This is a genomic window from Amycolatopsis orientalis DSM 40040 = KCTC 9412 (assembly GCF_000478275.1).
GTDB classification, from domain to species: domain Bacteria; phylum Actinomycetota; class Actinomycetes; order Mycobacteriales; family Pseudonocardiaceae; genus Amycolatopsis; species Amycolatopsis orientalis.
This window is the reverse complement of record NZ_ASJB01000069.1, coordinates 183110-203670: the sequence shown is the minus strand read 5'-3', so window position 1 is coordinate 203670 and position 20561 is coordinate 183110. Positions and strand designations below refer to the sequence as shown.

Sequence of the window (20561 nt, the reverse complement as noted above, 5' to 3'; positions counted from 1 at the left end):
CGAACTCGGGCCGGGGGAGGTTTCAGTCCCAGCGGGTGTCCGGATCGGCGCTCCCGTCGGCGGCGGCGTCGACGACGGCGATCATCCGCTGGGCTTCGTCCCGGTGCTCCCGGCCGTCCCGCAGGTCGTCGCTCGCCGTTCTCCGGTCGCAGGCGTTCCAGACCTGGAGGATCCCGATCGCCCGGTTCACTTCGGTGCGGGTTCGGACTCGCTCGAGCAGTTCCTTCGCCATTTCCTGCCGGTGCGGGTCATCCACCGTTCTCACGGTCCTCCGCCCGCGGTGAAAAAGCCAGGACGGCCTCGGGATCGCGATAGGCGGCGAGCCGGCGCATGAGATCGCCTTCGTCCTCGAGCGGCGGCGGGTCCACGAATCGCGGGGCGCGTTCACCCGCGAGCATTTCCCTGGCGAATCCGGCCACCGACCGCGGCGGCGCCAGCAGCTCGTCGCCCAGGTACCCGACGACGATGAGGTCCTCGCCGCTGTTCGTCTCGACGGCCAGTGCCCAGCCGTGCCGTTCGTTCCACACCAGCGCCACATCCCGATCGGGGCGGCCGGGAAGCCGCCGGTCCAGGGCGATGTAGGCACTGGCAATCGGCTCCACCTGCGTGCAGAACGCGTCGCCGTGCAGGCCCAGTTCCCGGCTCACCCGCCGCACATAGCGATGCAGCCCGAGCAGCGCCGCTTCGCCGAAGTAGGTTTCCATGCCGATCGCCACCTCACGTCCGGTGCCTCGTCACGACGGCGCCGGCTGCTTGACGCGGCGATGAGGTTCACGCCAATGGGCTGACAGGATGTCCGTTCGGCATGCGATCCAAACCCCTTCGGCCGGGCTCAGGGAAGCCGGGCGTCCCGGACGAACCGGGCCGCGACGTCGTGGAGTTTCGTGTTGGTGTGCTGCGACTCGGTGATCAGGCGCCGGAATGCCTCTTCCGCGGTGATCCGGTGGACGGCCATCAGGATGCCCTTGGCCTGTTCGATCACCGCCCGGTTCTGGATGGCGGTCTCGAGTTGCCGGGTGACGGTGCGCGCGTCCTCGCGCTTGCGTCTGTTCCGCAGCCCGAAGTTGACGACAGTGGTGTAGAGCCGGAGCAGATGCGAGTCGTCGTCCTGGAAGCCGTGGGTACCGAGACCGAAGAGGTTCAAGGCCCCGGTCAGCTGTTCGTCGACGTCCAGGGGAGTGGAGAGGTAGCTGCCGACACCCGCTTCTTCGGCCGAGGCGGTGAAACGCGGCCAGGACTCACGGGCCTCCTCCACGGAGAGCCGGACGGTCCGGCCGGTGCGCGCGGCCCGCAGGCAGGGACCGTCGCCGGTCTCGTACTGGACGCTGTCGACGGCGAACGCGCGAGGGTCCGTCCCCGCGGCCGTTTCGGGCCTGTCCCCGCGGACCACGGTGATGCTGGCCATGTCGGCGCCCGGTACCGCCCGCACCGCAGTGACGCAGACGGCGTTCAGGAGCACTGTCTCGTCCGATTCGGTCTCCAGCGTCCTGGTCAGCGCGGCCACCGTGGTGGCGAGTTCGTCCAAATGCTCGATGCCGGGTGCTCGGCGCGCCATCGCGGGCTGCTCCTTTCTCTGGCGACAGCAAGCTGGCGGCCTCGCGGCGCGCCGGAATGGAAACCGCTGGGACCCAACGGATCGGCATCGATTTTACCCTGGTGGTAGTGGGGCGGCAAAAGTTGATCAAGGTGCCGGGGAAGGACGCCGGCCGCGCGCGACCGGCGTCCTTCCCGCTATTTGCCCGTCTTCGCCTCCGGTATGCCGTTCGGCGGCGGAGCGTCGCCTGCCGCCGAGTCGTTCGCCTCGATGGGTGCTTCGCCGATGTCGGTCACGAGGACCGGAGTCAGGTCCTTGCCCGCCCCGCCCTGGAGTTCGACCACCGACATCCCGGAGATGCCCAGATGGCTTTCCCCGGTGTAGCGGAACGGCGCCAGGCCCGGTCCTTCGAACGTCTTGCCGGACCGCTGGATCGCCTCGACGACCCCCTCGCGGGTCAGGTCCCGCCCGGCCGCCTGCAGGGCCTGGACGAAGGTGTACGCCTGCGCCATCCCGTAGATCCGGTAGTTCGTCAGCTCCCCGCCCTTGCCGTGCCCGCTCCAGACCTTCTGCCACAGCTTCGTCCACGCGCTGTCCGGAGCGTCGACACCCGGCAGGTATTCGGTGGTGAGGACGCCGTCGATGAGCGACGCACCCTGGGTGACCTTGCCTTCGGAGAACCGCGCGAGCAGCGAGCCGACGAGGGCCGGGTCGGAGCCGACGTTGCTGTAGAACCATTTCGGCTTGAAACCGATCTTCAACGACGCCAGCTGGGAAAGCGCGGTGTAGGAGGGGACGGTGAAGCCCAGCACCAGATCCACGCCCGCGGCCTTGAGTTTCGCGATCTGCGGGGCGATGTCGGTGTTGCCCGGCGAGTACTTCGCGACCTCCACGATCTGCTTGTCGAGGAAGCGGCGCGCGCCTTTCTCTCCGTCGCGGCCGAAGTCGTCGTCCTGGAGGAAGAGGCCGACCTTGGCCTGCGGCAGGTTCTTCCGCACCCAGTCACCGATGATCTTGCCCTCGATCTCGTAGTCCGGCTGCCAGCCGAAGGTGAAGGGCGCCTTCTTCGGGTCGTCACCCCAGCGCAGCGATCCGGACGACACGAACAGATCCGGGACCTTCGAGCTGTTCAGGAATTCGACGACGGCGCTGTGCGTCGGCGTGCCGAGGCCGCCGACCATCGCGAAGATCTCCTCCTTGAGCACCAGCTCGTTGGTGACCGCGCTGGTGTTCGTCGGGTTGTACCCGTCGTCCTTGACCACGAACTCGATCTTGCGGCCGTTGATCCCGCCGTTCGCGTTCACGTAGTCGTAGTACGCCTGGTGGCCGCTGGGAATCTCGCTGTAGCCCGGCGCGGCGACGCCGGTCAACGGGAAATGCGCGCCGATCTTGACGGTGGTGTCGGTGACGCCGACGGACGAGCCCTTCTCCCCGCCCTCGGGTCTGCCACCCGCGCCGCAGGCTGTCGTGACCGTGACGGCCAGGAAGAGGGCCACGGCCCGGGACCAGCGTTTCATGAACTTCGCCTCCAGTGGATGAGTTTCCGCAGCCCGCCGGAGAGGCCGGCCGGTGCGAGCAGCACGATCAGGACGGTGACCAGGCCGTAGCTCAACGGCGCCAGCTGCGCGGCCTGGACGTCGGACAGGCCGAGATCCGTTCCCGCGCCGGTCACCAAGGGCGGCAGGAACGTCAAGAGCGCCGCCCCGGCGAGCGCGCCGGTGAGACTGCCCAGCCCGCCGAGCACCACCGCGGAGACCAGCAGCAGCGACAACGTCAGCGCGAATCCGCTCGGCGCCGCCAGTCGCGCGGACAACGCCATCAGCGCCCCGGCGAGTCCCGCGCAGCCCGAGCTGACCACGAAGGCCTGCACCCGGGTGCGGCCGAGGTCGATCCCGGCCAGTTCGGCGGCCACGTCCCCGTCGCGCACCGCGCGCCAGTTGCGGCCGACGCGGCCACGGGAGAGGTTCGCCAGCAGGACGAACACGAGGATCACCGCGAACCAGGAAAGGTAGGCGAGATACCGGATCGGCGTGAGGTCCTGGCCGGTGGCGAAGTAGGCGGCGTCCGCCAGCCAGCCGGGGATCTCCGGCATCCGGACCGGCAGTCCCTGCTCGCCGCCGAGTGTCCCGCCGAAGAACAGGGGGATGCCGGGTACGGCGACGGCGAGCGCGAGCGTCGCGCCCGCGAGATACGGCCCGTGCAGCCGGGCCGCGGCGACACCGACCAGCGCGCCGACGGCCAGCGTGACCCCGACGGCCAGCAGCAGGACCACCGGTAGGGGCAAGGCGGCCGTCTTCAGCAGCAACGCCGCCGAGTACGCGCCGACCGCCATGAGCGCGCCGTGGCCGAGCGAAAGCTGTCCGTTCAGTCCGATGAGGACGGTCAATCCGCCCGCGGCGATCGCGAAGTACGCCATCGCGGTGAACTGCGCGGTGAGGAACGGGCCGGTGTTCTCCAGCACGAGAACGACGACGACCAGTGCGGCGAGGGCGAGGAGAGGAGATCTGCGCGGCATGTCAGACCCTCCGCTCGCGGACACTCGCGAACAGCCCGCCGGGTTTGAGCAGCAGGACCACCATGAGGATCCCCAGCGCCGCGAGCGGGACCAGCTCGGCCCCGACGTAACCGCTGATCAGGCTCAGGGAGAGGCCCAGCACGACGCCGCCGACGACCGCGCCGACCGGGCTGTCCAGGCCCCCGAGCACCGCCGCGACGAAACCGTAGACGACCACACCGTCCATATAGGACGGATGGACCAGCCCGCCGCCGGCGATCAGCAGCCCGGCCAGCGAACCGGCGAGGGCGGCCAGCGCCCAGCCGAGGGTGAGCATCCGCCCGACCCGCACCCCGAGCAGGCGGGCCACCTCCTGGTCGAACGCGGCGGCCCGCATCCGCAGGCCGAGATCGGTGCCACGGAACAGCAGCACGAGCCCGGTCAGCACCACCGCGACGGCGGCGACGGTGAACACGCCGAATCCGGTCAGCGCGATCGTCGTGCCGCCGACCTGGAAACCGGTCAGCCCGAACGGCGCGGGGAACGACCGGTACCGCGCGCCGAACACCAGCGCCGCCAGCGCGTGCAGCACGATGAACAAGCCGAGGGTGAGGATGACGGCGTTGATCTCCGGCTTCCCGGAGACGAACCGGACCACGAACCGTTCCACCACGGCGCCGAGTACCAGCCCCGAAAGCAGGGCGACGGTGAAACCGAGCCAGTACGACCAGCCCGCGTCGATCAGGACCAGCGCGAGGTAGGTGGTGATCATCGCCATCGGCGCCTGCGCGAAGTTCACGATCCGCGTCGCCCGCCAGATCAGCACCAAGGCCAGCGCGAAGGCGGCGTAGACCACGCCGAGGGTCAGGCCGGTGAGCGCGGTGGTCAGCAGTTGCTGCACGAGGCCCCTTTCAGAATCCGAGGTAGGCATGCCGGAGGTCGTCGTCCGCGACGAGCGCGGCCGCGTCCCGCCGGACGACGACCGCGCCGAGGTTGAGCACGACGCCGTGGTCGGCGATGGACAGCGCGCTGCGCGCGTTCTGCTCGACCAGCACGACGGCCAGCCCGTCGTCGCGGACGAGACCGCGCAGCAGGTCGAAGATCTGCGCCACGATCCGCGGCGCGAGGCCCAGTGACGGCTCGTCGAGCAGCAGGACCTTCGGCCGGGACAGCAGCGCGCGGCCGATCACCAGCATCTGCCGTTCCCCGCCGGAAAGGACATGCGCGAGGCCGTTCCTGCGGTCGGCGAGCACCGGGAAGAGGTCGTAGATCCGGCGCAGACCGGTCGCCGTCGCGCGACCGCGCGCGCCGAGGGCGCCCAGCCGCAGGTTCTCCTCGACGGTCAGTTCGGCCAGGACGCCGCGGCCTTCGGGGACGTGCGCGAGGCCGAGCTCGGGAAGGTCCTCTGTGGACACTCCGGTGAGATCGCGGCCCGCGAGGGAGATCCGGCCGCCCGACGGCCGGACGAGCCCGGAGATGGTGCGCAGCAAGGTGGTCTTCCCGGCGCCGTTCGCGCCGAGGACCGCGGTGATCTCACCGGGGGCGGCGGACAGGCTCACGGAATCGAGCGCACGGACCGGGCCATAGCCCGCCGAGAGGTTCTCAACGGTCAGCACCGGCCACCTCCTCGCCGAGGTAGGCCGCCTGCACGGCCGGGTCCGCGCGGATCTCGTCCGGGGTGCCGTGGGCGATCACCTTGCCGAAGTCCAGCACCACGATCTCGTCGCAGACCGCCATCACGAGATCCATGTGGTGTTCCACGAGCATCACCGACATGCGGTCGGTCAGACCCCGTACCAGCGTGCCGACGTCGGCGATCTCGGCGGCCGAGAGCCCGCCCGCCGGTTCGTCGAGCAACAGCAGATCCGGTTCGCCCGCCAGTGCCCTGGCGAGGGCGACGCGTTTGCGGACCGGATAGGGGAGACTCGTGGGGTAGCGGTGCGCGACGTCGGCGATGCCGAACTCGTCGAGGTAGGCCATCGCCCGCTCGGTCAGTGCCTTCTCGTCCCGTGTCAGTCCCAGCAGTGAAGACCAGAAGCCCGCTTTCGCGTGCCTGTCCGCGCCCACCAGGACGTTGTCCAGCACCGTCATCCCGTCGAACAGACCGAGCTCCTGCAGGCTGCGGGCGATGCCGAGGCGCGCGAGGTGATGCGGGCGCAGCCTCCGCAGTTCGGTGCCACGCCAGGTCAGCGTGCCGGTGTCCGGGCGGACGAAACCGCACGCCACGTTGAACAGCGTGGTCTTCCCCGCGCCGTTCGGGCCGATCACGCCGAGCACCCGGCCCGGGGCGACGGTCAGGGAGACGCCGGACAGCGCGACGAGACCGCCGAAGCTCACCGACACGCCGGACATCTCGAAAGTCGACAGGGTCACGCGGGAAACTCCCAACGGCGAAAGGGGACGCGGGGGTGGAGATCGGGTCCCGGCGCGGCGCGCCGGGACCCGATGCGCTCAGGCGTGCGGGCAGGTGTCCCGGTAGTCGCTGATCGTGCGGTCGTCCGGGGCGGGGCAGAGGAACTGCTCGTAGCGGGTGTCGTTGTCCACGAACCGCTTCAGCCACGAGATCGTGTACTTCGCCATGGTCGTGTTCGCCGTGTTCGGGAAGAAGTGACTCGCGTTGTCCAGCTCCATGTACGCCTTCTCCGCCGAGGCGGGAATGCTGGTGTAGAACGGGATCGAGTGCGAGGCCACCGGCGCGACGGTGTCGGATTCGCCGCCGATGATGAACGTCGGCACCCGCAGCGAGGACCACGACTTCTGCGTGTTCCACGGCGCGAGCGGGACGGCCGCCTGCAGTGACGGCCGGTCCTGTGCCGCTTCGAGCGAACCTCCGCCGCCCATCGAATGCCCGGCCACCGCGAGGCGGGAGGTGTCGATGCGGGAGCGGACGCTGCTGCGCTGGGTCAGGTAGTCGAGCGCGGCCAGCAGCTGGTCGCCGCGGCTGTCGGGCTGGTCGTAGATGGTGTTGGTGTCGATCGTGAACACGACGAATCCCTGCGACGCCAGCCGCGGGCCGATCCACGCGATGCTCGACTGGGTCGCGGTGAACCCCGGCGAGATGGCGACAGCGCCGAACGTGCCCTGTGCGGTGCTGGTGGGGTAGTAGATGGTTCCGCCGCCGAAGCCGGTGACGGCCAGGCTCGACACCGAAGTCTGCGACACCGCGAACGAGCCGCGGGAGGCTTCGATGCTGCTCTCCGTCGGGTCCGGTCCCCGTTCGTAGGGGTTCTCGGCGGCGTAGGCCGTGGGAGCGACCGTGAGTGCCGCGACGGTGGCCAGTCCACAAAGGATCCGGGTCGTACTACGCATGGTGCCGTCTCCGTTCGCCGTTGAACACAGTCCGTGGTGAGGGACTGTGGCAAAACGGACGACGACGCCGCATCGGCGAAATCGCCAGTGTTCGTCCGCGCCCACGTTCAGCGGGTCCGCCGCCCGTACGATCGGCGATCGTGAACCCCTCAGCCGAGGACATAGTCCGCACCGCGGCGCGGTGGATCGATCGCGGCATCCGTGTCGACACGTCCGCCTTCGCCCAAGACCTGGGCATCTCGCGCAGCACCCTGTTCCGCCGCGTCGGCAACCGGGAAGACCTGCTCGGTGATGCCCTCTATTACCTGTCCGAGCACACCCTCACCGCCGCCGCGCGCACCTGGGAGCGCGATGAGGGCGATGTGGTGCGTAATGCGGCGGGCGAACTGCGCTGTCTCGCGATCATGCGCGAATACCGGTCGGTCCTGGCGGCGAGTGCCGGGTTCCGCCGCTTCCTCGACGACGAGCCGGTGCTCGCGATCCGGCTGCTCACCGATCCGGACGGGCGGGTCCAGCCGAGGGTGATCGCGGCGCACGTCGAGTTGCTGCGCCGCGACGTCGACGACGGCGGCTTCGTGCCCGCGGTCAGCTTGGACAGCCTCTGTTACGCGATCGTCCGGCTGGGGGAGGCGTTCCTGTATTCGGACGTCCTCGCGTCACGCACACCCGATCTCGAGGCGGCGTCGACGCTGCTCGCGGCACTCGTGGAAGGGAAGGTGCCCAGCAGGATCTTGTGAAACACTTGCGCTTGGTGTTTCATCGAAAGGGATTTCGAGGAGGCGCCGATGCCTGTCCGGGACGTCGTGTACCCGCTACGGGGCAGGGACGATCTCTTCGGCGGGCTGCGGTCGCTCGCCGGGCACGCCGTGCTGGTCCGCGGCGCGGAAGGACTCGGGAAGTCGGCGCTCCTGACCGAGCTGCGCGGCGCGTCCGGCGTCCGCCTGCTCGGCGTGCGGGGCCTGCGAGCGGAGCGCGCGCTGCCGTTCGGGGCGCTGCACCGCCTGTTCGGCGCCCCGGTCACCGGCGGAGCGGAAGCGCATCGGCGGCTTAGTGAGATCCCGGGACCGGCGATCTGCTGGGTGGACGACGCGCAGTGGGTCGACGCGGAGTCCTTGGCGGCACTGGGTTTCGCGGCCCGGAGGCTGTCCGGGACCCCGGTCGGGATGGTGCTCGCCTCGCGGTCCGGATCCGACGAGTTCGAGTCCGTCGAGCTGGCCCCGTTGACCGCCGAGGCGGCGGACCTGCTGCTGCGTGACCGGAGTGTGCCCGCCGGAGTACGCCCGCAGCTGGTCGAACTGGGCGGCGGGAATCCGGCGGACCTCGTCGCGCTGGCGGCGCAGCTCACCCCGGCTCAGGCCGCGGGCCGCGAGCCGGTGTCGCCGGTCCTGCGGGAACGCCTGGCCGGGTACACGGCCAGGCTGGACGCGATGCCTGCCGGCGAACGCGTCCGGTTCCTCGCCGTCGTCATGGATTCCCCGGCGAGCAAGGTGGCGCAAGCGACGTGGTCGGCGGCGGCGTCACCGTCGGATCGCCGCGCGGCGCACGCGCGGCTGGCCGCGGAGGGGGAGGGGCCGGACGCGCTCTGGCATCGCGCGATGGCCACCTCGGCGCCGTCCGCCCCGCTCGCCGACGCCCTCGCCACCGCACCGGCGGCGGACCACGCGGCCTCGGCCAGGCAACTCGAACGCGCCGCCGCCCTGACCGTCGATCCGCCGGTGCGGGCGGCCAGGTTGCTGGCCGCCGCCGATGCCGCCTGGCAGGCGGGGAGGCCGGGCTGGGCGCGGCTGCTGCTCTCGCGCGTCGATGCCGAACCGGGCGCGGTGGCGTTGCTGCACGGGGAAATCGAACTGCGCGACGGCGATCCCGCGGTCGCCACCCACGAACTGGGCACGGCCGCGGAACTGCTGCCCGATCCGGCCGCGGCGCTCCTGCTGGCCGGTGAGGCGCGCAGACTCGGCGGCGACCTGAGCGGGTACCGGGGCCTGGCGCGGACGGTCCCCGCCGGAGACGGACTGGCCTCCGCCCATTTCAGCGGTCTCACCTCGGTCTACGCCGGACGTCACGACGACGCCGTCGACCCGCTGGAGGAGGCCGTCCGACGGGGGATGGACGACGCCGACGTCGCCGGAGCCGTCTGGGCCGCCGAGGCCGCCTTCGCCCGTGGGCACGCGGAACGGGCCCATGAGTACGCGGCCGCGGCCGTGAGCCGCGCGCGGCTGGGCAGGCGGCACGCGGAACTGCCGTGGGCGCTGATCTACCTGTCGCTGTCGGCCATCGCGCTCGACCGCCTCCCGTGCGCGCGGGCGGCGTCCCGCGAGGGCCTGCACGCGCCCCACAACCTGCGGATGGAGCATCTGACGTTGCTCGGGCTCGCCGCCGCGCTGCTGGGCGAACGGGCCCCCGAACTGGACGAGGCGGCGGGCGGGATCGCCGAACGCGGCCTCGGCAGGCCCGCCGCCGTCTCGGCGTGGGCGAACGCCTGCCTGGACCTGACCGACGACCGGCCGGACGACGCGCTGAGCAGGCTCGAAGACCTCGCGTCGGGTGTTTCCGGCGACCAGCCGGTGATCCGGGTCCTCGCCACCCCGCAACTGGTCGAGGCGGCCGTCCTCGCCGGGCGGCCCGAACGCGCGCGGACGGCGCTGGAGGTGTTCGATCGCTGGACCCTGGCCGGGGCGGAACCCTGCTGGCTCGCGCTGAGCCACCGCTGTCACGCGCTGACCGCCGAGGATCCGGTGGTGGCGGAACGGCGTTTCCGGGCGGCCATCGAGGCGCACCGGCGGGCGGGCGGCGCCGTCGAACTCGCCAGGACGCGGTTCGCGTACGCCACCCTGCTGCGCCGCCATCGGCGGACGAGGGACGCGCGGGATCAGTTCCGCGATGCCTTGCGCGGCTTCGAAAACGTCGGCGCGACCCGGTTCGCCGAACGGGCCCGCGCCGGGCTCCGGGCGACCGGCGAGACCGTCGACGCGCCGCACCGGTCCCTCGCCGGCCTCACCCCGCAGCAGGACGCCATCACGCGCCTGGTCGCGGCGGGGGAGACGAACAAGGAGATCGCGCGGCGGCTGGTGATCAGCCACCGGACCGTGGATCACCACCTGCGCAACATCTTCACCGCGCTGGGGGTGCGCTCACGCGTCGAACTCGCGCGCCGCTTCGCCGACTCGTGACCGCACCCCTCCCCGCCCGCATTTAGTCCTCTGGATGCGGCAGCCCCGCGGCGCCCGCTCGCTGTCGTGAAGGCCTCCTTACCTACCCTCAAGGTAGGGAAGGAGGCCTTCACGGACCGGGATATACGGTCAGCCGGTGGTCGATCGGGGCATTTAGTCCTCTGGATGCGGCAGCCCCGCGGCGGCTAAGCGCCGGGGCAGGCGAGTACCGGCGCCTGCGGACGGCCACCGCCGTGCAGGTCGCTCAACGGAACCCTGGCCAGGCCGAGGATCGCCTGGGCGGTCGCGCGCGGGGCGGTCGACGGGTTCAGACCGGTGGCGTCGTAGGCGATCGCGCCCCGGTCTGCCACCGCGCCGGCGCAGCCGATCTGCAGCGACCGCAGGAATTCGCGGGCCTTGGCCGCCGCGGCGGGACGGTGACCCGCCAGCGCTTCGGCGGCGAGGCCGGTGCTGTTGGCGTTGGGCGCGTTCGCGCCGAACCCGAAGCCGCCGTTCGCGTGCTGCTTGGTGACGAGCCAGGCCGTGCCCTCGCCTGCGTTCACCGTGTCACCGGTGGCGCGCAACGCCTGGACGACCGTCGCGGTCGCGTCGACGTCGCTCGTGCACGTCGCTTCCCCGAAGTTCAGCGGGAAGCCGCCGTCCGCGCATTGCGTGCCCGCGAGGAAGGTCACGGCGGACGCGGGAGCGCCCTCGGTGGTGCGGTCGAGCGCGAGCAGCGCGAGTGACTGCGAAAGGGCGTTGGAGTAGTCGCCGAACGCGGACCGGTCGGAGAACCGGCCGGACGGCGTGAGCAGCGAGAGCAGACCCGCCTTCAGGTCGACACCGCCGAACGACGACGGGTTCTTGCCCCGGATCTGCGCGGCGAGCATCAGCTTGGCGTGCGCGCCCGCGTAAGCCTCGGTGCCGGCGCCGACGTAGCCGGTGGTGATCTCCGGCTTCGCCAGCCACGCGATCGCCTTGCCCGCGTTCGTGTCCGAAACCCCGGCGGCGGCGAACGCGAAGACGGCGTCGATCGTCAGGCCCTGGTCAGGGAACTTCTGGCCGCCGAAGTCGGCCTCGAACCGTTCCCCGTCGGTCAGTTGCCTGGCGAGCCAGCCCGCGGCGGCGTCCGCTTTGTCGGTGGTGGCCGCGGCCGCAGCCGGTGCGGCGACCACTCCGAGGCCGCACAGCATGACGACGGCGAGGACGAAACGTCTCATGAGAACCCTTTCCCGCATTTCCACGACAGGAGTCGGTGGTGACACCGCGCGACGTGGGTGACCGGGCTCGCCGGGAAGGCATACCGTTGCGGGACAGCGCCGGACTCTCACCGGACTTCCCCCACGACCGCGCTGAATCGGACGGTCCGAAGAATGTCATCCCGGACGCGTGCCGCGGTACCGCCGCACGCGAGTGGCGCTGTGATCCTGGCAACGACCTGGTCAGCGGTGCCTGCCGCCGAAGATCGGGTGCTAACCTCGGCTGGCTCGACAATTCAACACCGCCGCCCGTGACGGGGAAGCCGGTCGAAATCCGGCGCTGTCGCGCAACCGTGGGCCCTTTCACCAGGGCGAGCCGGGATACCGAACGGGCGGACGAACGAACCAGAAGTCCGAACCACTGTCGCGATAAACAGGGGTGACCGCGGCGTTCCGCGCCTGTCCTCCGTCGTGCCGCAAAGGAGGAGTACATGCGCCGCGGATCTCTGGCCGCCTTGTCCTTCGCCGTCAGCGCCGGGGTGGTCGCCGCACTGCTCACGGGCACGGCGACGGCCGCGAGCGACCGCGACGCGGCGCAGGCGAATTCCCGGTGGCTCGCGTCGAAACTGAAGCCGGACGGCACGCTCGACGATCCCAACGGCGGCGTGTTACCCGACCATGGCCTGATGCTCGACGTGCTGTTCGCGATGTACGCGTCGGGCGAAGGCGCGCGCGCCGAACCGATCATGAAGTTCCTCGACGACCAGGGACACGCCACCGACTACTTCACCTGGGACGGCTTGGTCCCCGGAGCCGGGTACGACGCCGTCATCGTCGGCGGCGCGGTGGCGAAAACGCTGGTCGCCGCCCAGGTCTCCGGCCGGGACCCGCGGAACTTCGACGGCCACGACATGATCGCCGAGACCCACGGCGCGATCATGCGCCAGGGCCCGGACAAGGGCCGGATCAGCGACTACTCGAAGAACCCGGACCTGGCGGGCTCCGTGAGCAACAACGCCAACATGTTCGGCCAGGCGCTCGGCGTCATCGGGCTCGCGGCGGCGGGCGAGAACGAGCGGCTCGCGATCGACAAACTGCTGACCCAGCAGTGTTCCGAGGGCTACTTCCGCATCTTCTTCAGCGACGTCAAGACGACCGAGACCGGCGACCACGTCCGCCCGGGCGGCTACAAGGTCGCGACGTGCGACGAGGGCAAGGCGACCGACCAGTCCGCGCCGGACGGCGACGCCACCGGTCTCTCGCTGTCGGCGCTGCTGGCCGCGCGGAAGGCGGGCGCGACCGGACTCGACGCGCCGATCGCCAAAACCGTCTCCTGGCTCACCGCGCACCAGAGCGCGGACGGCGGCTGGGGCGGCGGCGTCGGCACCGAGGCCCCGAACACCAACAGCACCGGCCTGATCGTCCAAGCGCTCGCCGACGCCGGAGGGGCGGAAGCGGCGGTGGACCGCGGGATGCGCTTCCTCAAGTCCGCGCAGGCCACGGCCGCGGCCGACTCCGGCACCAGGCTCGCGGACGACGTCGGCGCGATCGCCTACAGTCCCGCTGCCTACCAGGCCGCGCGCACCGGCGGCATCAGCGGGCTCGACACCTGGATCCGCGCCGGTGCCCAGGGCTCGCTCGGACTGGCACAGACCGGCTTCTACGCGCTCGCGAAACGCGCCGGGCCACCGCCGAACCCGGGCACGAGCACGGTCACCGTCACGCCGCCCGCGGCCAAGCCCGCCACCGGGCCCGCCCCGAAGGCCGGTGCGGCGAAACCGAAGAGGACGGGACAGAGGGGGACCACGGTTCTCCGCACGCCGCCGGTGACGGCGGTCCCGCCGGCGGGCACGGGTACGGCGACGCCGTCGGCCCGGCTGGGCGCGTACCTGGCGAACCGGCTGGTCGGCGGCGACCACGTCGAGGTCATCGAGGACGGCAAGACCTACGTCGACTACGACGCCACCGCGGAGGTCGTGCTCGCGTTGCGGGCGCTGGACGAGCAACCGGACTCGGTCGCACGCGCGTCGCGGTTCCTGCTCACGCCGGAGGCCGTGCGGGCCTACGCGCATGGCGCGCCGTACGAACAGGGCGGGGCGTCCTACGCCGGGCCGCTGGCGAAGCTCGTGCTCGTCGCCGAGTTCGCGAAGGCGTCCGATGTCGCGGTTCAGCTGCGGGCCGATTTGGTGGCACGGCGCGGTCCGGACGGCAGGTTCACCGACACCGGTTCCTTCGCCGACGCGGACGAGACGGTCGAACGCCACGCCTGGGCCCTGCTCGCCACCGCCGCCGATCCCGGTGCCGCCGTAGAACTGCTCCTCGGTGCCCAGTGCGCCGACGGCACTTTCCCGAAGCACCTCGACACCCCGGAGTGCGGATCCGGTGACCTCGGTGCGACGGCCGCGGCTGTCACGGCCCTCGCCGCACGGCCGTTCACCGACGCCGCACCCGCCACCAAACGGCCGGACGGCTGGTCCGAGCGGCGCGTGTCGGCGTTCACCGCCGCGGTGGGCGCGCTCGGCGTCCGGCCGACCGGCGAAGGCATGGTGGCCGGTGAGGCGGGGGTACCGGACGTCGCGCTCAGCGCCGCCGTCGCCGCCGCCCGGCAGGTGGCGGGGCTGGACGCGAGCCGGACCGCGCGTGCGCTGGGCGGACTCGTCCAGGCCGACGGTGGATTCGCCAAGGGCTCCGACGGGAGCACCGACTTCCCGACGAGCCTGGCGGCCGCGCAGGGCGTCGCCGGCCGTTCGTGGCTCACCGCGGCGGAATCGCCGTTGTCGCCCGCGCTCCGGCTACCGCTTTCCGAGGTCGCCACAGCCGACGCCGCGCACGCCATGTCCGGCTCGCAGACACCGGCCCCCGGCCCGCCGTCGTGGCTGACGTGGGGCCTGGCCGGACTCGCCGGAGCGCTGCTGCTCGCGGTGATCACGCTGATTTTCCTGCTTCGCCGGTTCACCAACACCAAGGGGGTCTCGTCATGAGAAAACTGCTCGCCGTCACGTCCGTCCTCATCGGACTGACGATCGCCGTGCCCGCGACCGCGCAGGCGGTCGATCCGGCCAAGGGGTACAACGGCGTCTGCACGGGGAACGACGCCCTCACCGGCGTCACCGTCGTCGTCGACTTCCAGGAACTGGACGGCAACGGCGGCACCGCCGCGCCGACGATCACGCGCTGCTCGCCGAACGCGACCCCCGGCACCGCCCGTACGGGCATCAAGGCCTTGCAGGACGCGGGGATCGCCGTCGCCGGGACCGCGCGATGGGGCCTCGGTTTCGTCTGCCGCCTGGAGACCCGCCCGTCCGCGACCGAAACCCTTCCGCTGTCGGGCAACCCGAACTACAAGGAAGCGTGCGTCAACACCCCGCCCGCGAACGCGTACTGGGGTTACTGGTACGCCGACGGATCCGGTTCCGCCTGGACGTACAGCACCCAGGGTGCCCTCAACCGCAACGTCGTCCCCGGTGGCTTCGAAGGCTGGTCGTTCTCGCTGAACAAGTCCGCCTCGACCAACCCGCCGCCCGGGGTCACACCGTCGAACCCGGCCCGCACCGTCCAATGAGGAGGCTCTTCGGCCTGGTGGCGGCGATCGTCCTGATCGCCGCCACTTCGCCGTCCGCGTACGCGATCGATCAGGGCAAGGGCCACCCCGGTTTCTGCAAGGACGCCACCGGCGTCACCGTGGTCGTCGACTTCCAGCAACTCGGCGGCACGACCATCGTGCGCTGCGACCCCCAGTCGTCGCGCGGCACCGGACTGGACGCGCTCAAGGGCGCGGGTTTCCAGATCGCCGGGGTGCAGCGCTGGGGCGAGGGGTTCGTCTGCCGGATCGAGAACCGGCCGTCCGCGACCGAGCAGCTTCCGGTCGCCGGTCGCGAAAACTACCGTGAGCAGTGCGTCGACACCCCACCGGCCGGTGGGTACTGGTCCTACTGGCATGCCTCGAACAACTGCGCCTGGGACTACAGCCAGTGGGGCGTGAAGAACCGGGACTTCATTCCCGGCGGGTTCGAAGGCTGGTCGTTCTCGCTGAACGCCACCACGGAGACCAACCCGGTTCCCCGCGTCTCCGCGGTGCGGCCGGGTACCGAAGGCCAGCCTTGCGTTCCCCGTGAGGAGGCGAAGCCGGTCACCGGCGATCCCGGCGAACGGCAGCGACCCCAGCCCCAGGCCGGAAACGGGCAGCAACCCGGAGAAGGCGAGCAGGCGCCCGCGGGCGGAGAGCCCGGTGCGGGAGCACCTCCGGTCGCGGGGCAGAGTCCGGGCGCGTTGCCGCCGCCGAAGCCCCGTCCGAGCGCGTCGGCGCGGCCGAAGGCGAAGGATCCGTCGAGCAACGTCGCGTTCACCGGCGGGGAGAACGCTGAGGACGTCAACGCGCTGATCGAACGCGAGTCCGGGGCGAGCGACTGGGCACCGTGGGCGGCGGGCGGCGCCGTCCTGGCGCTGTGCGTGGCCGGATTCCTGGTGGCGCGCAGGCGTAAACGCGCGCAGGGAGCCTGATGACGTCGTACTTCCTGCCGCGCGACCTGCATCCGGCCGCCTGGTGGGTGTGGGCGCTGGGGCTGGCCGTCGCGGCGGCCCGGACGACGAATCCGTGGCTGCTGCTGACGATCGTGGCCGTCGCGGGCTATGTCGTGGTGGCCCGGCGCTCCGAGGCCCCGTGGGCGCTGGCGTTCCGGCTCTACCTCTACCTCGGCGCGGTCATCGTGGCGGTGCGGGTGTTCTTCCGGCTCGTCTTCGGCGGTTCCGAGGGGGCCACGATCATCCTGCGGCTGCCCGAAATCCCGCTGCCCGCCTGGGCGGCGGGCATCCGGCTCTTCGGTGACGTTTCCGCGGAATCGTTGCTGGGCGGGCTTTACGACGGGATGCGGCTGGCGACGATGGTGATCTGTCTCGGCGCGGCCAACGCGCTGGCGAATCCGAAACGGCTGCTCAAGGCGATGCCACCCGCGTTGTACGAGGTGGGCACGGCGGTGATCGTCGCGCTGTCGGTGTTCCCGCAGCTCGCCGAGAGCGTGCTGCGGGTCCAGCGGGCCCGGAAGCTCCGGGGCGGTTCGGGCAAGAAGGCGAAGGCACTGCACGCCATCCTCATCCCGGTACTGGAGGACGCCTTGTCCCGCTCGCTGCAGCTCGCCGCGTCGATGGACTCCCGCGGTTACGGCCGCGCGGGCCGGATCGAGGCGCGCGCCCGGCTGCTCACCGGCACGCTGATGATCGCCGGGCTGCTCGGCGTCTGTGTCGGCGTTTACGCCACTTTGGACGGTTCGACGCCCAGATATCTCGCCGCACCGGTGCTTTCCGCCGGGGTGGTGGTCGGACTCGCCGGATTCTGGTCCGCGGGCAAACGCGTCCGGCGCACTCGCTACCGCCCCGATCGCTGGCAGCCGGCGGAACTCGTCGTCGCCGCGAGCGGGATCGGCGTCGCGGGCGTGCTGTTCATGACCTCCAGCGTGAATCCGATGGACCTCAACCCGTCACTGATCGCCCTGTCCTGGCCGTCGCTGTCGTGGCTGCCGTTGCTCGGCGTGCTGGTCGGCGTGCTGCCCGCCTTCCTGACCCCGGTCCCCGAACCCCCGTACGCCGCGCTCGAAGAAGAAGTGCACGCATGATCGAACTGAACCACGTCACCTTCACCTACCGCGACCGCTCCGAGCCGGTGCTGGCCGACGTGACGCTGTCCATCGGCGAGGGCGAACTCGTGCTGTTCGCGGGCCAGACGGGGGCGGGGAAGTCGACGCTGCTCGGCACGATCAACGGCCTCGTCCCGCATTTCACCGGCGGCCATCTGGAAGGCACGGTCTCCGTCGACGGGGTCACCACGCGGTCGCGGCCACCGCGCGAGTTCGCGCATCTGGTCGGCGTCGTCGGGCAGGACCCGCTCGCGGGTTTCGTCACCGACACCGTCGAGGACGAACTGGCGTACGGCATGGAACAGCTCGGCCTCGAGCCGCAGGTGATGCGCCGCCGCGTCGAGGAGACCCTGGATCTCCTCGGCATCGCCGAACTGCGCAGGCGCGCGTTGCGGACGTTGTCCGGCGGACAGCAGCAGCGGGTGGCGATCGGGTCGGTGCTCACCACGCATCCGAAGGTGCTCGTGCTGGACGAACCGACGTCCGCGCTGGATCCGACCGCCGCTGAGGAGGTGCTGGCGACGCTGGCCAGGCTGGTGGAGGACCTCGGCACGACGGTGCTGATGGCCGAACACCGGATGGAACGCGTGATCCCGTTCGCGGACCGGATGATCTATGTTCCGGGTACCGGGGGAGTGGTGGACGGCCCGCCGCCCGAGGTGCTCAAGGACATGCCCATCGCGCCGCCGATCGTCCAATTAGGACGGCTGGCCTCATGGGACCCGCTGCCGATGACCGTGCGCGACGCCCGGCGGCGCGCTTCCTCGCTGGCACTGGGCGCCCCGCCGGTCCGGAGCACGAGCGAGGGCGAGGAGGTGCTCACCGCGTCCGGGATCGTGGTGCGGTACGGGCCGAAGGTCGCGGTGCGGGAGGCCGACCTCTCCCTGCGCGCGGGCGAAGTACTCGCGATGATGGGCCGCAACGGCTCGGGCAAGTCGTCGCTGCTGTGGGCGGTGCAGGGCTCCGGACCCCGGCAGGGTGGCAAGGTCACCGTCGAGGGCAAGGACCCGAAGACGCTGAGCAGCGCCGCGGCCCGCGCGCTCGTCGGCATGGTGCCGCAGACCGCGAGCGATCTGCTGTATCTCCAGACCGTGGCTGCCGAATGCGAAGCCGCCGACGCGGAGTCGGGCGCGGAAACGGGATTCTGCCGCGCATTGCTCGACAGGCTCGCCCCGGGCATCGATCCCGAGTCGCATCCTCGTGACCTTTCGGAGGGACAAAGGCTCGCGCTCGTGCTCGCGGTGCAGTTGTCGGCCGCGCCCCGGGTCATGCTGCTGGACGAACCCACCAGGGGCCTCGACTATACGGCGAAGGCCGCGCTGGCGCAGATGATCGCGGCACTGACGGCCGAAGGCAAAGCGGTCGTGGTCGCCACGCACGACGTCGAGTTCGTCGCGACGGTCGCGCAGCGCGTGGTGGTGATGGCGGAAGGGGAGATCGTCTCCGACGGCCCGACCGACCGGGTGCTGGGCGGCTCGCCGGCGTTCGCGACGCAGGTCGCCAAGATCCTCGGGGAACCGTGGCTCACCGTCGACGACGTCCGCTCGGCGCTTCCGCAGGAGGTCCGGTGACCACCGCGCCCGCGGTCCGGCTGGGCCCGCGCTCGGCGCTGGTGCTCGCGCTCGCGTCGCTCGCCGGGCTGATGATGTTCCTGTGGCCGCTACTGGTCCGCGTCGAACCGCAGTCGATGCAGCACGGCCCGGACGCGCCGTTCGTGTTCATCGGCCTCCTCCCCGCCCTGATCGTCATCGTGCTGGCCGAGATGTCCGAAGGGGGCATGGATTCCAAGGCCCTCGCGATGCTGGGCGTCCTCTCGGCGGTGAACGCGGCGTTGCGTCCGCTGGGTGCGGGGACGGCGGGGATCGAGACCGTGTTCTTCATCCTGGTGCTGGCCGGGCGGGTGCTCGGGCCGGGATTCGGGTTCGTGCTGGGCTGTACCTCGCTGTTCGCTTCCGCGTTGCTGACCGCGGGAGTCGGGCCGTGGCTGCCGTTCCAGATGATGTGCTCGGCGTGGATCGGGATGGGCGCGGGGCTGCTGCCGCGCCGCGTCACCGGCAAGGCCGAGATCGCGATGCTGGTCGGCTACGGGATCTTCGTCGCGTACGTGTTCGGATTCCTGATGAACCTGTGGTTCTGGCCGTTCATCACCGACGCCGAAGTGCCGTACCACGATGGCCACATCTCCTACGTGCCCGGTGCACCGGTGCTGGAGAACCTGCACCGGTTCGCCGTGTTCACCCTGCTGACCTCGACGGCGGGCTGGGACACCGGACGCGCGATCACCAACACGGTGGCGATCCTGGTGCTGGGACCCGCCGTGCTCGCCACGCTGCGACGGGCGTCGCGGAAAGCGTCCTTCGGCCGGGAGTTCCTGCCCAGCTCGTGAGTGGTAATGACGGTTCTAACCGTCATTACCACTCACGAGGGATGTGGTCAGCAGGGGATCCGGTGGTGGCGGCCTGGGCGGGCGTCACGGTGTCGCTCAGAACGAGTGAGTGCCAATAGGAAAAGTGATAGCCTCTAACTGAACAGGGCGCCGAGACCGGGAAGGAGTGGCCGATGGACACGGACGGGACGACCTCGCGAGAGCGGTACCGGGCTCAGGTGCGCGCGGAGATCAAGCGGTACGCGTGGGAACAGTTGGCCACGACGGGCGTCTCCGCGCTGTCCCTCAACGCCATCGCCAAACATGTGGGAATGAGTGGTCCCGCGCTCTACCGGTACTTCGCCAGTCGCGATGACCTGATCACGGACCTAGTCCGCGACGCCTACCGCAGCCTCGCCGACGCCGTCCTGGCGGCGGACGGCGGCATGGCCGAAGTCGCTTACGCCATAAGGGAATGGGCGCTGGCCGATCCTCAGCGCTACCTGCTCGTGTACGGCACGCCGATCCCCGGCTATCACGCACCCGGTGACACGACGGGGATCTCGAACGAGATCATGAAGGTGCTGCTCGACGTCCATGAGGCGCACGCCGGACGCGGCGGGCCGACGCCCTTCGATGTTCATCTCGTAGAGCATCGCGAGTGGGCAGGCGATCATCCGGCACCGTCGGCGGTACTCCGGCGCGCCATCACGTTCTGGACGCGGATCCACGGCGTCCTGTCGCTCGAACTCGCCGGGCATTTCGCCGGAATGGGGTTCGATCCCGCCCTGCTGTTCGCCGCCGAACTGGACGACATGCTCGCGGACTGAGGTCACTCTCCACAATGGACTGTTCCCGCTCAGTGGGGCACTCCGGCCGGC

19 protein-coding genes and 2 riboswitches are annotated in these 20561 nt (G+C 70.9%); of the genes, 9 read left to right on the top strand and 10 right to left on the bottom strand.

The features are described 5' to 3' along the window. Positions 1-22 precede the first annotated feature (22 nt). The 9 genes from L324_RS25235 to bdeA all read right to left on the bottom strand — a co-directional run bounded on the left by L324_RS25235 (position 23) and on the right by bdeA (position 7337). Positions 23-256 carry a hypothetical protein gene (locus L324_RS25235; RefSeq protein WP_152546992.1) on the bottom strand — a complete coding sequence of 78 codons (234 nt, stop codon included), beginning with the start codon at positions 254-256 and terminating at the stop codon, positions 23-25. Beyond that, complete coding sequence (locus L324_RS25230; RefSeq protein WP_063624619.1) at positions 249-704, bottom strand: DUF6292 family protein; 456 nt, start codon at positions 702-704, stop codon at positions 249-251. The genes L324_RS25235 and L324_RS25230 overlap by 8 nt, the downstream gene beginning before the upstream one ends. A 128-nt stretch (positions 705-832) precedes the next feature. Further along, positions 833-1555: a GAF and ANTAR domain-containing protein gene (locus L324_RS25225; RefSeq protein WP_037313526.1), complete on the bottom strand. Its 723-nt coding sequence runs from the start codon at positions 1553-1555 to the stop codon at positions 833-835. 176 nt (positions 1556-1731) lie between these two features. Beyond that, positions 1732-3051 (bottom strand): ABC transporter substrate-binding protein, encoded by a 1320-nt coding sequence (locus L324_RS25220; protein ID WP_037313522.1) that lies wholly within the window; start codon positions 3049-3051, stop codon positions 1732-1734. Then, positions 3048-4049 carry a branched-chain amino acid ABC transporter permease gene (locus L324_RS25215; RefSeq protein ID WP_037313517.1) on the bottom strand — a complete coding sequence of 334 codons (1002 nt, stop codon included), beginning with the start codon at positions 4047-4049 and terminating at the stop codon, positions 3048-3050. The genes L324_RS25220 and L324_RS25215 overlap by 4 nt, the downstream gene beginning before the upstream one ends. A 1-nt stretch (position 4050) precedes the next feature. Further along, on the bottom strand, positions 4051-4929 hold the full coding sequence (locus tag L324_RS25210) for a branched-chain amino acid ABC transporter permease (RefSeq protein WP_037313514.1): 879 nt from the start codon (positions 4927-4929) through the stop codon (positions 4051-4053). Positions 4930-4939: 10 nt separating this feature from the next. Then, the gene (locus L324_RS25205; protein ID WP_037313692.1) at positions 4940-5644 is read right to left on the bottom strand and encodes an ABC transporter ATP-binding protein; all 705 of its coding nucleotides are present in this window, start codon (positions 5642-5644) and stop codon (positions 4940-4942) included. After that, positions 5631-6380, bottom strand: a complete 750-nt coding sequence (locus tag L324_RS25200) for an ABC transporter ATP-binding protein (RefSeq protein WP_051174096.1) — start codon at positions 6378-6380, stop codon at positions 5631-5633. Before L324_RS25200 ends, L324_RS25205 begins: the two co-directional genes overlap by 14 nt. Positions 6381-6479: 99 nt before the next feature. Continuing rightward, positions 6480-7337 carry a bis(hydroxyethyl) terephthalate hydrolase gene (gene bdeA / locus L324_RS25195; protein WP_037313507.1) on the bottom strand — a complete coding sequence of 286 codons (858 nt, stop codon included), beginning with the start codon at positions 7335-7337 and terminating at the stop codon, positions 6480-6482. Between the two features lie 140 nt (positions 7338-7477). Between bdeA and L324_RS25190 the strand changes: the two genes are divergently transcribed. Continuing rightward, positions 7478-8074, top strand: a complete 597-nt coding sequence (locus tag L324_RS25190; protein WP_037313504.1) for a QsdR family transcriptional regulator — start codon at positions 7478-7480, stop codon at positions 8072-8074. A 48-nt stretch (positions 8075-8122) separates the two neighbouring features. After that, positions 8123-10507, top strand: a complete 2385-nt coding sequence (locus L324_RS25185) for a helix-turn-helix domain-containing protein (RefSeq protein ID WP_037313501.1) — start codon at positions 8123-8125, stop codon at positions 10505-10507. Between the two features lie 185 nt (positions 10508-10692). Here L324_RS25185 and L324_RS25180 read toward each other — a convergent pair whose 3' ends face one another. After that, positions 10693-11706 carry a prenyltransferase/squalene oxidase repeat-containing protein gene (locus L324_RS25180; RefSeq protein WP_051174087.1) on the bottom strand — a complete coding sequence of 338 codons (1014 nt, stop codon included), beginning with the start codon at positions 11704-11706 and terminating at the stop codon, positions 10693-10695. A 35-nt stretch (positions 11707-11741) separates the two neighbouring features. Further along, positions 11742-11868: riboswitch (cobalamin riboswitch) on the bottom strand. Positions 11869-11977: 109 nt separating this feature from the next. Beyond that, positions 11978-12093: riboswitch (cobalamin riboswitch) on the top strand. A gap of 83 nt (positions 12094-12176) precedes the next feature. Between L324_RS25180 and L324_RS25175 the strand changes: the two genes are divergently transcribed. From L324_RS25175 to L324_RS25145, 7 genes are all read left to right on the top strand, one after another. Continuing rightward, entirely contained in the window at positions 12177-14666 is a 2490-nt protein-coding gene (locus tag L324_RS25175; protein WP_037313495.1) for a hypothetical protein, read from the top strand. Further along, entirely contained in the window at positions 14663-15247 is a 585-nt protein-coding gene (locus L324_RS25170; RefSeq protein WP_037313492.1) for a hypothetical protein, read from the top strand. The genes L324_RS25175 and L324_RS25170 overlap by 4 nt, the downstream gene beginning before the upstream one ends. Next, positions 15244-16185 carry a hypothetical protein gene (locus L324_RS25165; RefSeq protein ID WP_037313489.1) on the top strand — a complete coding sequence of 314 codons (942 nt, stop codon included), beginning with the start codon at positions 15244-15246 and terminating at the stop codon, positions 16183-16185. The genes L324_RS25170 and L324_RS25165 overlap by 4 nt, the downstream gene beginning before the upstream one ends. Further along, complete coding sequence (locus L324_RS25160) at positions 16185-17294, top strand: energy-coupling factor transporter transmembrane component T (protein WP_037313486.1); 1110 nt, start codon at positions 16185-16187, stop codon at positions 17292-17294. The genes L324_RS25165 and L324_RS25160 overlap by 1 nt, the downstream gene beginning before the upstream one ends. Continuing rightward, entirely contained in the window at positions 17291-18886 is a 1596-nt protein-coding gene (locus tag L324_RS25155; protein WP_037313482.1) for an ABC transporter ATP-binding protein, read from the top strand. Before L324_RS25160 ends, L324_RS25155 begins: the two co-directional genes overlap by 4 nt. Next, positions 18883-19701, top strand: coding sequence for an ECF transporter S component family protein (locus L324_RS25150; RefSeq protein WP_037313479.1), 819 nt, complete (start codon positions 18883-18885; stop codon positions 19699-19701). The genes L324_RS25155 and L324_RS25150 overlap by 4 nt, the downstream gene beginning before the upstream one ends. A gap of 173 nt (positions 19702-19874) precedes the next feature. Then, positions 19875-20510, top strand: coding sequence for a TetR/AcrR family transcriptional regulator (locus L324_RS25145; RefSeq protein WP_037313476.1), 636 nt, complete (start codon positions 19875-19877; stop codon positions 20508-20510). Positions 20511-20561: the final 51 nt, after the last annotated feature.

What these genes read in the sequence shown, in the direction of transcription:
- L324_RS25230 (WP_063624619.1), bottom strand. Translation starts at nt 704, where the DNA reads ATGGAAACCTACTTCGGCGAAGCGGCGCTGCTCGGGCTGCATCGCTAT.
- L324_RS25225 (WP_037313526.1), bottom strand. Translation starts at nt 1,555, where the DNA reads ATGGCGCGCCGAGCACCCGGCATCGAGCATTTGGACGAACTCGCCACC.
- L324_RS25220 (WP_037313522.1), bottom strand. Translation starts at nt 3,051, where the DNA reads ATGAAACGCTGGTCCCGGGCCGTGGCCCTCTTCCTGGCCGTCACGGTC.
- L324_RS25215 (WP_037313517.1), bottom strand. Translation starts at nt 4,049, where the DNA reads ATGCCGCGCAGATCTCCTCTCCTCGCCCTCGCCGCACTGGTCGTCGTC.
- L324_RS25200 (WP_051174096.1), bottom strand. Translation starts at nt 6,380, where the DNA reads ATGTCCGGCGTGTCGGTGAGCTTCGGCGGTCTCGTCGCGCTGTCCGGC.
- bdeA (WP_037313507.1), bottom strand. Translation starts at nt 7,337, where the DNA reads ATGCGTAGTACGACCCGGATCCTTTGTGGACTGGCCACCGTCGCGGCA.
- L324_RS25185 (WP_037313501.1), top strand. Translation starts at nt 8,123, where the DNA reads ATGCCTGTCCGGGACGTCGTGTACCCGCTACGGGGCAGGGACGATCTC.
- L324_RS25180 (WP_051174087.1), bottom strand. Translation starts at nt 11,706, where the DNA reads ATGAGACGTTTCGTCCTCGCCGTCGTCATGCTGTGCGGCCTCGGAGTG.
- L324_RS25175 (WP_037313495.1), top strand. Translation starts at nt 12,177, where the DNA reads ATGCGCCGCGGATCTCTGGCCGCCTTGTCCTTCGCCGTCAGCGCCGGG.
- L324_RS25170 (WP_037313492.1), top strand. Translation starts at nt 14,663, where the DNA reads ATGAGAAAACTGCTCGCCGTCACGTCCGTCCTCATCGGACTGACGATC.
- L324_RS25165 (WP_037313489.1), top strand. Translation starts at nt 15,244, where the DNA reads ATGAGGAGGCTCTTCGGCCTGGTGGCGGCGATCGTCCTGATCGCCGCC.
- L324_RS25160 (WP_037313486.1), top strand. Translation starts at nt 16,185, where the DNA reads ATGACGTCGTACTTCCTGCCGCGCGACCTGCATCCGGCCGCCTGGTGG.
- L324_RS25155 (WP_037313482.1), top strand. Translation starts at nt 17,291, where the DNA reads ATGATCGAACTGAACCACGTCACCTTCACCTACCGCGACCGCTCCGAG.
- L324_RS25145 (WP_037313476.1), top strand. Translation starts at nt 19,875, where the DNA reads ATGGACACGGACGGGACGACCTCGCGAGAGCGGTACCGGGCTCAGGTG.